Annotated in this window: 13 protein-coding genes; 8 read left to right on the forward strand and 5 right to left on the reverse strand. The window is 66.6% G+C overall.

What is annotated here, in order from left to right:
* The first annotated feature begins 170 nt into the window (after positions 1 to 170).
* The 6 genes from ACS8YF_RS02270 (at position 171) to astB (ending at position 8,076) form a co-directional block, all read left to right on the forward strand.
* Complete coding sequence (locus tag ACS8YF_RS02270) at positions 171 to 1,385, forward strand: acetylornithine/succinyldiaminopimelate transaminase (RefSeq protein ID WP_440848598.1); 1,215 nt, start codon at positions 171 to 173, stop codon at positions 1,383 to 1,385.
* 6 nt (positions 1,386 to 1,391) lie between these two features.
* Entirely contained in the window at positions 1,392 to 2,450 is a 1,059-nt protein-coding gene (locus ACS8YF_RS02275) for an arginine N-succinyltransferase (RefSeq protein ID WP_440848599.1), read from the forward strand.
* Positions 2,444 to 3,499, forward strand: coding sequence for an arginine N-succinyltransferase (locus ACS8YF_RS02280; protein WP_440848600.1), 1,056 nt, complete (start codon positions 2,444 to 2,446; stop codon positions 3,497 to 3,499). The genes ACS8YF_RS02275 and ACS8YF_RS02280 overlap by 7 nt, the downstream gene beginning before the upstream one ends.
* 669 nt (positions 3,500 to 4,168) lie before the next feature.
* A complete protein-coding gene (gene astD, locus ACS8YF_RS02285) occupies positions 4,169 to 5,668 on the forward strand; it encodes a succinylglutamate-semialdehyde dehydrogenase (RefSeq protein ID WP_440848601.1) in 1,500 nt (499 codons plus the stop codon).
* Between the two features lie 124 nt (positions 5,669 to 5,792).
* Positions 5,793 to 6,686: a dihydrodipicolinate synthase family protein gene (locus ACS8YF_RS02290; RefSeq protein ID WP_440848602.1), complete on the forward strand. Its 894-nt coding sequence runs from the start codon at positions 5,793 to 5,795 to the stop codon at positions 6,684 to 6,686.
* A gap of 13 nt (positions 6,687 to 6,699) precedes the next feature.
* Positions 6,700 to 8,076: an N-succinylarginine dihydrolase gene (gene astB, locus ACS8YF_RS02295; protein WP_440848603.1), complete on the forward strand. Its 1,377-nt coding sequence runs from the start codon at positions 6,700 to 6,702 to the stop codon at positions 8,074 to 8,076.
* A 16-nt stretch (positions 8,077 to 8,092) separates the two neighbouring features.
* Here astB and ACS8YF_RS02300 read toward each other — a convergent pair whose 3' ends face one another.
* Genes ACS8YF_RS02300 through ACS8YF_RS02310 form a run of 3 tightly spaced genes read right to left on the reverse strand, consistent with a single transcriptional unit; the run spans position 8,093 to position 11,606 of the window.
* On the reverse strand, positions 8,093 to 9,424 hold the full coding sequence (locus tag ACS8YF_RS02300) for an NAD(P)/FAD-dependent oxidoreductase (RefSeq protein WP_440848604.1): 1,332 nt from the start codon (positions 9,422 to 9,424) through the stop codon (positions 8,093 to 8,095).
* A 29-nt stretch (positions 9,425 to 9,453) separates the two neighbouring features.
* Positions 9,454 to 10,074, reverse strand: coding sequence for a cupin domain-containing protein (locus ACS8YF_RS02305; RefSeq protein ID WP_440848605.1), 621 nt, complete (start codon positions 10,072 to 10,074; stop codon positions 9,454 to 9,456).
* Between the two features lie 44 nt (positions 10,075 to 10,118).
* Positions 10,119 to 11,606 carry an aldehyde dehydrogenase family protein gene (locus tag ACS8YF_RS02310; RefSeq protein ID WP_440848606.1) on the reverse strand — a complete coding sequence of 496 codons (1,488 nt, stop codon included), beginning with the start codon at positions 11,604 to 11,606 and terminating at the stop codon, positions 10,119 to 10,121.
* A 310-nt stretch (positions 11,607 to 11,916) separates the two neighbouring features.
* Between ACS8YF_RS02310 and ACS8YF_RS02315 the strand changes: the two genes are divergently transcribed.
* Positions 11,917 to 12,408 (forward strand): Lrp/AsnC family transcriptional regulator, encoded by a 492-nt coding sequence (locus tag ACS8YF_RS02315; RefSeq protein ID WP_109992689.1) that lies wholly within the window; start codon positions 11,917 to 11,919, stop codon positions 12,406 to 12,408.
* 23 nt (positions 12,409 to 12,431) lie between these two features.
* Here ACS8YF_RS02315 and ACS8YF_RS02320 read toward each other — a convergent pair whose 3' ends face one another.
* Both ACS8YF_RS02320 and ACS8YF_RS02325 read right to left on the reverse strand, forming a co-directional pair.
* Complete coding sequence (locus tag ACS8YF_RS02320; RefSeq protein WP_440848607.1) at positions 12,432 to 13,733, reverse strand: amidohydrolase; 1,302 nt, start codon at positions 13,731 to 13,733, stop codon at positions 12,432 to 12,434.
* A 2-nt stretch (positions 13,734 to 13,735) separates the two neighbouring features.
* On the reverse strand, positions 13,736 to 14,617 hold the full coding sequence (locus ACS8YF_RS02325) for a GNAT family N-acetyltransferase (protein WP_158590616.1): 882 nt from the start codon (positions 14,615 to 14,617) through the stop codon (positions 13,736 to 13,738).
* 271 nt (positions 14,618 to 14,888) lie between these two features.
* Between ACS8YF_RS02325 and ACS8YF_RS02330 the strand changes: the two genes are divergently transcribed.
* Entirely contained in the window at positions 14,889 to 15,563 is a 675-nt protein-coding gene (locus ACS8YF_RS02330) for a haloacid dehalogenase type II (RefSeq protein WP_109992692.1), read from the forward strand.
* Position 15,564: the final 1 nt, after the last annotated feature.

A 15,564-nucleotide genomic window follows, 5' to 3' on the forward strand; every position in this document is an offset into this window, starting at 1 on the left:
GATGCACGCACTTCAGGCGACTGCGGCCGCAACACGTGACAAACAAACAGCCCGGTCGACGCGCAACCACGCCCGGGATACGACAACTCGTACCACCGACGTGACCCGGAACCGACAAAGCGCGACAATACGGCGCTTACGCACTGGCCCGAACACCCGGACATCAAGCCATGGACTGGACGCCCTCCCGCGAAGACTTCGACCGCTACATGCTGCCCAACTACAATCCGCAGGCCGTTATTCCGGTGCGCGGCGAAGGCAGCCGGCTGTGGGACCAGAACGGCGATGAATACATCGATTTCGCCGGTGGCATCGCGGTCAACGGGCTCGGCCATTGCCATCCCGCGCTGGTCGAGGCGCTGACCATGCAGGGCCAGCAGCTCTGGCATCTGTCCAATGTCTATACCAATGAGCCGGCGTTGCGGCTGGCGAAGACGCTGGTCGAGGCCACCTTTGCCGACAAGGTGTTCTTTGCCAACTCCGGCGGCGAGGCCAACGAGGCCGCGCTCAAGCTGGCGCGCCGCTATGCCCACGACACAACGGGCGAACACAAGGACAAGATCGTTTCGTTTCGCAGTTCGTTCCACGGCCGAACCTGGTTCACGGTCTCGGTGGGCGGCCAGGAGAAATACACCCAGGGCTTCGGCCCGGTGCCGGGCGGCATCGTCCACGGCGAGTACAACAACCTGGAATCGGCGCGCGAGCTGGTCGACGACAACACCTGCGCGATCATGGTCGAACCGGTGCAGGGCGAAGGCGGCGTGACGCCAGGCGATCCGGATTTCCTGGCCGGGCTGCGCCAGCTGGCTGACGAGCACGACGCCCTGCTGATCTTCGACGAAGTCCAGTGCGGCGTCGGCCGTACCGGGCAGCTGTACGCCTACATGGGTTACGGCGTGACGCCCGACATCCTCACCAGCGCCAAGGCGTTGGGCGGCGGTTTCCCGATCGGCGCCATGCTCACCATCGACAAGGTGGCCGAGGTGTTCGTGGTCGGCACGCATGGCTCCACCTACGGCGGCAATCCGCTGGCCTGCGCGGTGGCGCTGGCGGCGGTCGAAACCATCGGCCGGCCGGACGTGCTGGCCGGCGTCGAGGATCGCGCGGCGATCTTTCGCGAAGAACTCGACCGCATCAACGCGAAATACGACTGCTTCGCCGACATTCGCGGCAAGGGACTGTTGATCGGTGCCGAATTCAACGCGCGCTATCATGAGCAGGGTCGGGCGACGCTGGCCGCCGCGATCAAGGAGGGCCTGATGCTTCTGGTCGCCGGGCCGAACGTGCTGCGTTTCGCGCCTTCGCTGATCATTCCCGAGGCCGACATCCGCGAAGGCATGGCCAAGCTGGACAGGGCCATCGGCACGCTCGAGGCGATCTCGTAGGCGGCCATGCTCATTGTTCGTCCCGGCCACCCGGATGATCTCGAAGCGTTGATGGCGCTGGCCGCCAACGCCGTGCCCGCGCTCACCAACTTTCCGGCCCATCGCGAACGGCTGGGCGAACGGCTCGCGGCCTCGCGCCATGCCCTCGAGGAATCGATCGCCTCGCCGGGCAGCGAGGTTTACACCTTCGTGCTGGAAGACCACGCCGGCGAGTCGCCGCGCGTGGTCGGCACGGCCAGCATCCGGGCCCGCGCCGGCGCGCGCGAGGCTTATTACACCTGGCGTCGCGAGACGCTGATTCACGCCTCGCAGCAGCTCGACGTGCGCCGCGAGGTCTCGATTCTGTCGCTCTCGCACGAACTGTCGGAATCCAGCCTGCTCTGCGCCTTTTCGATCGACCCGGCCTATCGCGGCGGGCCGGGCGAGCGCCTGTTGCGACGCGCACGGCTGTTGTTCGTGGCCCAGCACCCGGAGCGGTTCATGGTCAATCTGGCCGTGGCCATGCCCGGGCACCTCGACGCCAACGGCGCCTCGCCGTTCTGGGAATCGGTCGGCCGGCATTTCTTCGTGCGCGATTTCGGCGAAATCAACGAAATCGCCGGCATTCATTCCAAGAGCTTCATCGCCGAGGTCATGCCGCCGTTTCCGCTCTACGAACCGCTGCTGACCGAAACCGGGCGCGCCGCCATCGGGTCGATCCATGCCGCGCATGGTCCGGCGGCGGTCGATCTGCGCGACGAAGGCTTCACGCCGTCGCGCCATATCGACCTGTTCGATGGCGGCCTGTTGTTCGAAGCCCCCTTCGAACGCCTGCATTCGGTGCGCGGCAACCGCTGGCATCCGATCCTGGTCGACAACCGTGTGGAGTGCGGCGAGCACGGCGTGGCACTGCTGGCGAATCAGGAAACATCGGCGTTCCGCTGTATCGCCGCCCCGCGCGCATTGACCGCCACCGGCCAGCTGCGGCTCGCGCCCGAGCGCGCCGACCGGCTGCACCTCGACACCGGGCGCGCCGTGCTCGCCGTCACCCTGCCCACGCTGGACGCGGAGGCCGGCTCATGTTGATTCGCCCGATCGAAACCGGCGATCTCGACGCCCTGCATGCCATCGCCATCGAAACCGGCGCCGGCTTCACCTCCCTGCCCGACAATCGCGATTTTCTGGCCCGGCACATCGCGGAAACCCGCGCCGCCTTCGACAAACCGGCCGACGATCCCAGCCTGGCCACGGACCCCGATCTGTATTTTTTCGTCCTCGAAGACGACAGCCTTGGCGATACGCCGGTCGCCGACCGGATCGCCGGCTGCTGCGCGATCGAGGCCCGCGTCGGACTGGACGCACCGTTCTACAACTATCGTGTCGGCCGGCTGGCCCAGGCCTCCAGGCAACTCGATCTGAACCGCGTGATCGATACGCTGTTCCTGTCGTCCGATCACACCGGCGACGCCGAGGTCTGCTCGCTCTATCTGCGCCCGGCCTGGCGCACCAAGGGCCAGCGCAACGGCACGTTATTGTCCCGCGTGCGCTGGTTGTTCATGGCCGCCTATCGCGCGCGTTTTCCGGAGCGCGTTCTGGCCGAAATGCGCGGGCGCTTCGACGATGCCGACGTCAACCCATTCTGGCAGGCGCTCGGTCAGCATTTCTTCCCGATCAATTTCCGCGACGCCGACCGGCTGACCGGTCTCGGCCAGAAATCGTTCATCGGCGAGCTGATGCCGCGCTACCCGATCTGTACCGCCATGCTGCCCGAAGCCGCCCGCGACTGCATCGGCGCGGTCCACGAACACACCAAACCGGCGCTGGCGATGCTCAATGCGCAAGGGCTGCGCTTCGAGGGCTATATCGACATCTTCGATGCCGGGCCGACGGTCGAGGCCTATCTCGACGACGTGCGTGCGGTACGGCATTCGCGCGAAGTCGAGGTGCGCATCGATGCCCGGGCCGGCACGCCGGGCTCGCCGGTTACGCTGGCCGCCACCACCGGCGCCTGCGCGGATTTCCGGGCCGGCTGGATCGGCCGGCCGCCGGAAGAAGACGGCATCGCCGTGCATCCCGAGGAAGCGGCCCGGCTTTGCGTTGATGAGGGCGCGCGGTTGCGTGTGTTGGGCGATTGATCGCATTGTCGGGCATGCGCGGCCAGCCAATAGCCAAAGCAACAAACCTTGAACCTGCTGCTCTTCGATCGCGCTGGGGTTTCGCGCTGATGCGCGAGTCACTTTCGTTTGCTTGTCCAAACGAAAGTGACCAAAGGAAAGGACACCCTGTCTTGCGCCGATGCTTCGCATCGGTCCCCTGCGCGGCTCCGGCCGAAAGCGGACCGCCGGAAACTCGCCGCGCTGCGCGCGACTCAAACATCCGGCGGTCTTTTTCGCTTTCGGCCTCCACTGCTCGGCGCTGCGCCCAAGGGCGGAATACAAACCCGTTACTCCCGGTTTCGGGTGGGTTTGCCTGTATTCCGTCCCGTTACACGGCGACGCAGGCGCGCAGCGGCGACGGGTGTCCGGCGCACTGCGCCGGTGCGGCCAGCCTGTCTGAGGGCCGCCAAAGCGGCCCGAGTTCTGGCCGCATCCCGTCGCCGCGAGCATCGGCGTGCACCGGCGCAAGCCGGCGCCGTGTCGGGTGCCCTTTTCTTGGTTCCTTCTTTTGGGCACGCAAAAGAAGGAACTCGCACTGCAGTGCGAAACTCAAGCCGTGCCACCCCCGTGGCTCGACACAATACGCCCGACTCGGAATGCTCGTCGTGCCGTACACCCGAATGATCTTCTGACCCGACCGGAGCCACCATGCCACTCCAAGCCAAACAACAACTATTCATCAACGGCGCCTGGCAGCCCGGCAACGGCATGCCCCTGAACAAGACCGACCCGATCGCGCACGCCACGCTCTGGCAGGCCAACGCCGCCGACGCCGATCAGGTCGGCGCGGCCATCGCCGCCGCGCGTGGCGCCTTTCCGGCCTGGGCGCGCCGTCCGTTCGAGGAACGCGTGGCCGTCGTCGAAGCCTTCGGCCGACAGCTCGAAGCCCACAAGGAAGACCTGGCGGCCTCCATCGCCCGCGAAACCGGCAAGCCGCTGTGGGAGGCCCGCACCGAAGTCGGCGCCATGATCGGCAAGATCGGCATCTCGCAGACCGCGTATCACGAACGCACCGGCGAACGCGCCAAGACGATCCCGGGCGGCCGGGCGGTGCTGCGCCATCGTCCGCACGGTGTGCTGGCCGTATTCGGGCCCTACAACTTCCCGGGCCACCTGCCCAACGGCCACATCGTGCCGGCGCTGCTGGCCGGCAATACGGTCGTGTTCAAACCGAGCGAACTCACCCCGGCCACCGCCGATCTCACGCTGCAGTGCTGGGAGGCCGCCGGCCTGCCGCAAGGCGTGATCAATCTGGTCCAGGGCGAGAAGGCCGTGGGCCAGGCGCTTGCGGGGCATGACGGCATCGACGGCCTGTTGTTCACCGGCTCGGCGGCCACCGGCCAATCGCTGCACAAGCAGTTCGGCGGCCGGGTGGACAAGATCCTGGCGCTGGAGCTGGGTGGCAACAATCCACTGGTGGTAGCCGAGGATGGCTACGACATTCCTGCGGCCGTGCTGACCATCATCCAGTCGGCCTATATTTCCGGCGGCCAGCGCTGCACCTGCGCGCGCCGCCTGCTCGTGCCCGAGGGCCAGGCCGGCGATGCGCTGATCGAAGCCCTCACGACCGCACTCGGCGATCTGCACGTGGGCGACCCGATGGACGAGACCCATCCGCCCTTCTACGGCGGGCTCGCGACCCCGGCCGCGGCCGAGAAACTGGTGGCCACCCAGGACGCTCTCGAAGCGCGCGGCGCCGTCGTGCGGGCGCGTACGAAGATCCTCAAGCCCGGCACCAGCCTGCTGTCGCCCGGACTGATCGATGTCACCGGCGTCGAGACCGCCGACGTCGAACACTTCGGCCCGCTGTTGACGATTCGCCGCACCAAAGATTGGGACGACGCCGTGGCCGAGGCCAACCACACGGCCTATGGCCTGGCCGCCGGCCTGATCGGCGGCGACGCGGCACTGTGGGAGGATTTCCGTCTGCGCATCCGTGCCGGCATCGTCAACTGGAACCGCCAGACCACCGGCGCGGCCTCCGATGCGCCCTTCGGCGGCATCGGCGACTCCGGCAACCATCGCCCGAGCGCCTACTACGCCGCCGACTACTGCGCCTGGCCGATGGCCTCGATGGAATCCGAGACCGTCGCGCTGCCGGAGAAGCTGCCGAACGGCGTGAACCTGTCGCGTATCGCCGCGCAATAGCCGATATGGCCCCCTTGCCGCCACGAGGACTCGGCTATCGGCCACGCGCGGGCGGCGCTTGGCGCCGCGTTGAGCGCCACTCTCAGAGCGGAGATTCGCCCATCCATTCCCGAAGGAGGCTTGCATGTTCACCGGTCTGAGCGCTTTTCCGCTGACGCCGATGCGCGCGGAGCAACTGGACGAACGCGCCTTTGTCGGCTTGGTCAAGCGGCTGGCGCAGGCCGGCGTCGACTCCATCGGCGCCCTGGGGTCGACCGGCAACTATGCCTACCTGACGCGCAGCCAGCGCGCGCGGATCGCACGGCTGGCCTGCGAACACAGCGGCGATGTTCCCGTGATCATCGGCATCGGCGCCCTGCGAACCGCCGACGTACTCGCTTGCGCCGAGGACGCACAGACCGCCGGCGCGCACGGTCTGCTGTTGCCGCCGATGTCGTATCAGCCGCTGCGCGAGTCGGAGGTGTTCGATCTTTACCGAACGGTCGCGGCATCGATATCGATACCGCTGTGTGTCTACGACAACCCGACCACGACGCGTTTCGAGTTCAGCGATCGGCTTTACGCGCGGATCGCCGAGCTGCCGCGGGTCCGCTCGATCAAGATTCCGGCCGTGCCGGGCCGCGCCGAGCAGGTGCGGGCTCGAATCGCGAATCTGCGCTCCGCTCTGCCGCCCGATGTGACCCTCGGAATAAGCGGCGACGCCTCGGCCGCCGCCGGTCTGAACGGCGGCTGCGATGCCTGGTATTCGGTCATCGGCGGCCTGTTCCCGGCCACCGCACAAGCGATTACGCGCGCGGCCCTGGACGGCAACGCGGCCGAGGCAAGCCGTCTCTCCGAGGCACTCGCCCCGCTGTGGACACTGTACGCGCGCCATGGCGGCAGCCTGCGTGTGATCGCCACCGCTGCGGAAGTGCTCGGTCGCGTTGCACCAGACAGCCTGCCGCTTCCGCTCCAGAGCCTGAGCGGCGCCGATCGACAGGCCGTCGAGACGGCGCTGCAGGCACTCAATCCATATTGATGGACACGCCGCAATGAACACATTCGCCCCGGACGCGACCCGCGAAGTCAATTTCGACGGCCTGGTTGGCCCCACCCACAACTACAGCGGCCTGGCCCACGGCAATATCGCCTCGGCCAGCCACCGCGGGCTGGTGTCCAACCCGCGCGAGGCCGCGCTGCAGGGCCTGGCCAAGATGAAAGCGCTGCACGATGCGGGCTTTGCCCAGGGTGTGCTGCCGCCGCAGCCGCGCCCGGCGATCGACATGCTGGCGCGGCTCGGTTTCACCGGCAGCCCGTCGCAAATGCTGGCCGCGGCTCAGGCGGCCGATCCGGCCATTGTGCGCGCGATTTCCTCGGCGGCGGCGATGTGGACCGCCAATGCGGCCACGATTACGCCGTCGTTCGATGCGCCGGATGGCCGCGTGCATTTCACCGCCGCCAATCTGCAATCCAGCTTTCATCGCGCGATCGAGGCGCCGACCACCGCCGCAGCACTGGCCGCCATCTTCGCCGACAACTCGCACTTCGCCCATCACCCGGCCTTGCCCGCCACGCCGGCCTTTGCCGACGAAGGCGCGGCCAACCACAGCCGCCTGTGCACCACCTACGACGCGCCCGGCGTGCATCTGTTCGTCTATGGCCGCGACGGGCTGGATCGCGGCGAGACCACTCAGCCTGGCGCGAAGCGCTTCACGGCGCGCCAGACGTGGGAAGCCAGCCAGGCCGTGGCGCGCCAGCACGGGCTGGGTGCTGGGCAGTGCGTATTCGCCCGGCAAAGTGCCGAGGCGATTGATGCCGGCGTGTTCCATAACGACGTGATCGCGGTCGGCAACGGGCCCGTGCTGCTCTACCACGAAACCGCCTTCGCCGATGAAGCCGGCGTGCTGGCCGAACTGCGCGAGAAGATGGGCCGACTCGGCGCGACGCTCTGCCCGGTGCGCGTCAGCCGGCAGGCCGTGTCGCTTGCCGATGCGGTGGCGACCTATTTGTTCAATTCCCAACTACTGACCCGCGCCGACGGCGCGATGGTCGTGATCGTGCCGGCCGAATGCCAACGCAACCGGGCGGTGGCCGCCGAGCTGGATCGCATCGTGGCGGATGAGGCCAACCCGATCGCCGAATACCGCGCCTACGACGTCAAGCAGAGCATGGACAACGGCGGCGGCCCGGCCTGCCTGCGCCTGCGGGTGGTGTTGTCGGCGGCCGAGCGGGCGGCGATGGCGCCCGCGGTCATGCTCGATGCGACGCGCCACACACAGCTGACCGAATGGGTCGAGCGCCACTATCGCGACCGGCTGGCCCCGGACGACCTCGCCGACCCCGCCCTGCTCGACGAAAACCGCACCGCCCTGGATGAACTCACCAGCCTGCTCGGGCTGGGCCCGATCTACGCTTTCCAGCGCGCCTGACCGGGTCGCCGAGGCGTCACATCAGCTCGGGCTGCTTGAGCTTCGTGCCGTCGTAGAATCGATCGAGCCGGTAGGGTGAGGCCTCCAGCAACGGCTCGTCGCCGGCGGCCATATCGGCGATCAGACGCCCGGCGCCCGGCCCGATACCGAACCCGTGCCCGGAAAAGCCCGAGGCGATGATGAAGCCCGGCAGGGCGTCGACCGGCGAGATGACCGGGATCAGATCCGGCGTGGTATCGATCGCCCCGGCCCACAGCGCCGACATCTTCATATCCGCCAGTTCGGGGTATTCTTTCTGGCAGGCCGCCAGGGTATCGCGGGCCAGGCCGGCATCGGGTTTCGGGTCCAGAATGCGTTCTTTCTCGAACGGCGATACCCCCTCAAGCGACCATGAGCCGAGCGCTTCCGGGCCGCTGAAAAACGGCTTCCCGAGGCGATAGGTGAGTTTTTTCTTCAGTTTGCGCTGATAGGCCGCATAGAACTTGCTCGCATAACGCAGGCCCAGCGGGGCAAGATCGATCCGCCCCCGGCCGGGCACGGCCAGCGTATAGCCGCCATCCAGACGTCGTCGCATCGCCACGGTCGGCGTAGTCAGGCAGCCCGGTGTGACCTCGGCCGCGGCGGAAGTCCGAAATGCCGTGCCCACCACGTTGGCCACCGGCAGACCGATGCCGTGGCGCCGGCACAGCCGTGCGCTCCAGGCGCCGCCGGCGCCGATGACAGTCTTCGCCCGGACCCGGCCACGCTCGGTGTAGACCCCCCGGACGCGGCCGCCCTCGATGTCCAGACCACGCACCGCACAGTTCTGGTGCACACTGCCCCCGAGCTTGAGCAATCCGCGTGCAATGGCCGGCGCCGCCATGGACGGCTCGGCGCGGCCGTCGTCGGGCGAATACAGGCCGCCGACCCAGTCGGTCGTGGTCCCCGGCGAACGCGCCTTGGCTTCGTCGGCATCAAGAATATGGCTGACAAAGCCGAGCTGGCGCGCTTCCTTTTCCCAGGCGCGCCATTTCTCGATGTCTTGTTCCTTGGTCGTTGTGTAGACGATGCCCTCACGACGGAATCCGGTGTCCTCGCCGATTTCCTTGGCCAATTCCCCCCAGCGGCACAGGGCGTGCATCGCCATGGGCAGTTCGAACATATGGCGGTTCTGCTGTCGGCACCAGCCCCAGTTGCGCCCGGATTGCTCGCCGGCGACCACGCCTTTTTCGAACAAGGCGACCGTATGCCCCTTGCGTGCCAGTTCATAGGCGCTGCACACACCGATGATGCCGCCGCCGATGACGGCAAAATCGACCGCCTCGGGCAGCTCGGGACTGTCGGGCACGGGGTCTACCTGGATGGGCATGACTTAACTCTCCTGGGCGTGGACGCCGTTCAAAACTGGGCCCGCTGCGGCTTGGTATGCATGATCCAGAGCAGGCGCACCGATTCGTCGGACTCGTTGGCCACGCTGTGTGCCTTGCGGCTGTCGAACTGAAAACTGTCACCGGCTTCCAACACCGTCGCGCGCTCATCGACGGTCAGCGTCAGCCGGCCTTCGAGTACCAGGCCTGCTTTTTCGCCCGGGCCGATCATGACGTCGTGCGAGCGGGTGTGCGGCGGCACGCAGATGATCATGAACTGTAGGTCGTGATCGCCGCTCGGCGAGAGCAATTCCTTGCTCATGCCGTTGCCGCCGACCTGGAAGAACGGCCGTTGATCGGCCCGGCGCACGAGGTCCGCGACCGGCGTGGCGGGCGCGCCGTCGTCGCGATCTTCGAAAAAGGCGGTCAGCGGAATACCCAGCACCACCCGCAGCCGTTCCAGCGTGCCGATCGAGGGGTTCGACAGGCCACGCTCGATCTGGCTGATCATGCCCGCCGAAACCGCGGCCTGCTCGCCGAGTGCGGCCACGGTCAGCCCCTGATTCTTGCGCATGCGCCGCAGCCGCCGGCCAACGCTGACCTCGGCCGGTGCCTTCTCGCTGACGTGGCCGGGCTGGTCGGTATCGCTCATGGTGGTTTTCATCCTCGGGGTCCCGCTTGGGTCGCAGACATCTGTCATGCCTCGAAATCCATCAACACACTCTTGTACCGCTGACAGGCCTCGAACGCCTGCCGGCCGAGATCCTTGCCGATGCCCGAGCCCTTGAAGCCGCCGGTGGGAATCGCGAGATCGCGGCTGCGCCCGTAGCGGTTGATCCAGACCGTACCGGCCTGAATGCCGCGCATGGCGCGCATGGCCTGACCCACGTCGCGGGTATGTACGCCGGCGGCCAGACCATAGTGCGGATGATCGGCCAGCGCGATCCCCTCGGCCTCGTCGCGAAACGTCTGCACCGTGAGCACCGGGCCGAAAACTTCTTGCTCGACCACCGCCATATCGTCGCTCACCCGGGTGAGCACGGTCGGCCGATAGAAACACCCGCCCGGACCGCCGGCAAAGAATTCACCACCGGTCACCACCTCGGCGCCGTCGGCTCTGGCCTGGGCGACAAGCGTTTCGATCTTGTCGGCCTGGGTCGCGCCGATGATCGGACAATAACGGGTCGCCGCCGACCAGGTCGGGCCCGGTTCCAGCGCCGAGACGAGCTCGACGATGCGCTCGACCAGCGGTTGCGCCAGGTGCTCATGCACGATCAAACGGGTGCCCGAGATACAGGCCTGCCCGCCGTTGGCGGTGAACCCCCGGACCACGCACTGGGCGACGTGCTCGAAATCCGGCACCTCGGCGAACACCAGTTGCGGGCTCTTGCCGCCGAGTTCCAGCGTGACCGGCTTCACACCGGCGGCGCCGGCCTCGGCCATGATGCGCCGCCCGGTAGCGCTCGATCCAGTGAAACTGACCTTGCCGATATCCGGATGCCGGACCAGCGCCGCCCCGGTGGTCGCCCCCGAACCCTGCACGACATTGAATATTCCCGCCGGAATGCCGGCTTCCACCGCCAGCTCGGCCATACGCACGGTAGAAAATGGCGTCAGCTCGGAGGGTTTCATGACCATGGCGTTGCCGGCGGCGAGCGCCGGCCCGCATTTCCAGGAGGCCATCGACAGCGGGAAATTCCAGGGCGTGATCGCGCCGATCACGCCGAACGGCTCGGCAGCCACGAAGCCCAGGCTATCGGCCCGGGTGGCCATCAACTCGCCGCCGGCCTTGTCCGCGTATTCGGCAAAGAACCGGATCGCTTCCGCCGTGAAGGGAATGTCCTGGACCTGCGCCTGACCGACCGGGCGCGTGGAGCCGACACACTCGATCTCGGTCAGCCGCCGGTCGGTATCGATCAAATCCGCCCAACGGCGCATGACCCTGGCCCGCTCGCGCGGCGCGCGGCGCGCCCAACCGGATTCGCGCGCGGCACGCACGGCGTCGGCCACGGCCGCATCAACGCCGGCCTCGCCGGCTTCCGGCACCGCGCCATACGTCCGGCCGTCGCTCGGCCGGGTCACCTCGATCGAGCGGTGGTCGAGGCATCGCGCGACGCCGCCAACATAGTGCCCGGCGGGCAGTACAACGGCATCGGGATCGAAATCGCGGACGGTATCGGTCATGGCTTCAGCACCCAGAGGTGAGACGAAAACAAAAGAGAGCGGTCAAACGAGCTCACGGGTTTATTCAATATATTACTAATTGTGAATAGACGATGACCACCGCATCCAATTCAATCGAAGCTCTGGCAACGCTTAAAAATCATATGGTACGGCGATTGCATGGAGCAAGGTGTCAGTTGCCCCGCGCGGGGAATTGACACGCTGTTTCAAGGCATGATTCATTAAATTGAACGACAAGGAAGCGCAGATCGTCGCCTGACGACCCGACGCTGGTCGGTGTGTCGCACCGATACCCCACGGGAGGACCGCAATGGACGCCGCCGTCAAACTCGACCGCATCGATATCGATATCCTGGCCACGTTGCAGGCCAACGGGCGCATGTCGAACGTGGATCTGTCGCAGGCCGTGCATTTGTCGCCCAGCCCCTGTCTGCAGCGCGTCAAACGTTTGCAGGCGGCGAAATACATCACCTCGTATCAGGCCCGGATCGACCTGACCAAGATCGCCGACAGCGTGACCGTGTTCGCCGAGGTCACCCTGGCCGAACACCGATGCGAACATCATCGCGCTTTCGAACGGCATCTGGAGACCATCGACGGCCTGCTCGAATGCCACATGGTCAGCGGCGGCTACGATTATCTGCTGCGCTTCGTCGCCCGCAACATCGGGCATTTCCAGCAGACCATGGAGACCCTGCTCGACTGCGCCGCCGTCGGTATCGACCGCTTCGACAGCTACATCGTCATCAAGTCGCCCATCATTAAAGACCAGGTGCCGATCAAGGCCCTGCTGGCCTCGTGACCCTGCGTCGGCACCAGACGAGCTCACGGACCCGGCGCCAGCGCGACTTCGGCCAGGGCCCGCACGGCCACTGGCAGGCACGATTCGTTGATGTCGAAAGCCGGCTGATGATGGCCGGCCGGCAGATCGGAACCGACGATCATATAGGTGGCCCATCCCCCGCGGGCCTGCACGCGCGCCATGAGCGTGGTGGCGTCCTCCGAGCCCCGCGGGCTCCGGTCGTGCGCCACCACCTGCTCGATACCCGGCAAACCGGCGATTGTCGATGCAATCCGAGCCACCCAATCCGGGCTAGAGGCGCACTCGACAGCTCGGCCCACACACACCACATCGGCCGTCACCCCCTGGGCGAGCGCCGCACCGTGGATGATCTGCGCGGCGCGTTCGCGCATGTAGTCGTCAATGGCGGTGGTCGCACCGCGGGTCTCGATCTCCAGCTCGGCCCGGTCGGCGATCGCATTACGCGCCGTACCGGCCCTTAAACGCCCCACATTGAGTCGCGATGCACCCGCACTGTGTGGCGCGATCGAGTGCAGGCCGGTGACCGCGAACGCGGCGGCGAGCAACGCGTTACGCCCGATCTCCGGCTGGCCGCCAGCATGTGCCGAACGACCGTCAAAACGGATGTCGAGTTTGCTCGTCGCCAGGAAACCGTCGCAGCCACACAGCACCGTGCCGCCGGAGCAGCCCAGGCCCAGATGCACGGCCACGAACCGATCCACATCGTCGACGACGCCGGCCTCGGCCAGCGCGGCGGCACCGCGCACCCCCTCTTCGGCCGGCTGGAAGATCAGCTTGACCCGGCCGACCAGCTGATCGCGCCGCTCGGCCAGCAGCGTGGCCACACCCAGGCCGATCGCGGTATGGCCATCGTGGCCGCAGGCATGCATCCAGCCGGCATGGCAGGAGGCAAAACCTTCGGCGGCCGGGCAATGAGAGGCGGCTTGCGACTCTGCGATCGGCAACGCGTCGAGATCGACCCGAATCGCCAGCGTCGGCCCCGGCCGCCCGCTATCGAGCGTTGCCACCACGCCGGTCAGCCCGCCAGCCAAACGATCCAGCCATTTCGGGCTGACACCGGATTGGCGCGCGCGCTCGAACGCCGCCGAGAGCGTGGCGTCATCCGGCAGGCCCATCCGGGCTGGCGCATCCACGACCTCGGCGCCCGCGGCCACCGTCCAACCCAGGCCATCAAGAATCGCCGCCACGGTCGCCGCGGTGCGAAATTCGCACCAGCCCGGCTCGGGATGCCGATGAAAATCCCGACGCCACGCCGTCAGCTGCGGCGTGAGCGCCTCGATGCGGGCCGCAAGGGTTGGACTCACGACTAACCAAACGCCTGGGTGGTCAGCGCGAACTGGCGCGGCGTATCGGGGGCTCCGGGGTCCGGGATCGGCAACTCACCGCGGCTCATCTGAATAATCCGCGCCACGCAGTCGAGGCCGCGTTCGGCCAGCCATTCGGGCGCCAACCCGTCAGCCAGAATATCCATACGCACGAATCGACCGTTCGCCTGCGCCAGCAACGCATCGACCAATGCAGCCGCCTGGGCCCGGGTATGCGCGACCACCGGCCCGATCACTTCGCCCTTGCCGAATGGGCGGCGCGCGGCAAAACCGGCTACCCCACCCTGGTCATCGCGATAAACCTTGACCGCCTCAGCCGAGACCAGGGTCGTTGCGAGCACCGGACCGCGGCCGCTACCAGCATCGGCAAGCCGTTCGATCGCGTCACGATCAGCCATGGTCATATCCGCAACGCTGGGGTCACGCGACGTACTGGCGGCAGCTGCTACACCTTGATACTGGGCCACCGGATTACGGCTCACGAAACCGAACTTTTCGTACATCGGCGCGCCCGCGTTCGTGGCCACGAGCATGGTGGGCAGATCGCCGGCCAGGGCCATCACCCGGCTCATCATCTGCCTGCCCAGACCAAGGCCGCGATAGGCCTCGTCGATCACAATCAGCGCGATAGTCGCCAGCGCACCCTGTGCGATACATAGGCCGGTGCCAATCAGCCGACCGTCGTGCACCAGCGCGATACCCTGGCCGACGTCGAGCAGCTGGGCCCAGTCCTCGCGTCGATGCGGCCACCCGAGCGCGGCGGACAGCCGGCAGGCATCATCCAGATCGGCGACGCCAAGATCGCGCCAGACATAACGATTGTCGACGTGACGGGAATGCGAGGCCGTGTCTGAAGCGCTCATCCTTTTCTCCCTGACCATGATCCAAGAGCGTGCGAACTGGCCCGATAGTCGCACTGCGCCGGGGCAATCGCCACGCGAAACAACCGGAAAAATGCAATTCGAAAGATCGCGCTGCACGGCCTGTTCCTGCGGCAGAAAATGCTGCGCGACCGCACGATATGAGCGCCACATATCGCCACACCCTGCCTAAGATTGACAACGACGCCTACAAAGCGCATCGGCGACTCAGGCTTGCCGTTATCGATATCAGACCGGCTAAAGGATCGGATTTATGAGCGACATCATGCGCCCCCAATACATCACCTTCGATTGCTACGGGACGCTGACCAATTTCCAGATGACCGGACTGGCGAAAGAACTGTTCGCCGATCGCATCCCCGAGCCCGAGCGCATGGCGCGCTTCTGTACCGATTTCGGTGCGTATCGCTTCGACGAGGTGCTTGGCCCGTACCGGCCCTATGATCAGGTGGTCCGGCGCGCGCTCGAGCGCACATGCCACCGCTGGGGCCTGGCCTACGACGATGCCGAAGGCATGAAATTCTACGACGCCGTGCCGAGCTGGGGTCCGCATCCGGATGTCACCGAGGGGTTATCGCGTATCGCCGGCAAGATTCCGCTGGTGATCTATTCCAACGCGGCCGAATCCCAGATCATGTCCAATGTCGAGAAACTCGGCGTGCCGTTCGCGCATGTATTCACCGCCGAGCGTTTCGGCGTCTACAAGCCCCGCCTGGCGGCGTTCGAAGCGATGATCGACACGCTCGGCTGCGCGCCGGAGGATCTGCTGCATGTGTCGTCGAGCTTTCGCTACGATCAGTTCAGCGCCGCGCTGATCGGCATTCGCGACAAGGCATTCGTCAACCGCGGCCACGAGCCCTACACGCCCGGCTATGGCGCGACCGAGATTGCCGATATTCGCGGCCTGCCCGGGCTGGTCGGGCTCTAAT

The sequence above is a fragment of the Salinisphaera sp. SWV1 genome, from assembly GCF_052044155.1.
GTDB lineage: Bacteria > Pseudomonadota > Gammaproteobacteria > Nevskiales > Salinisphaeraceae > Salinisphaera.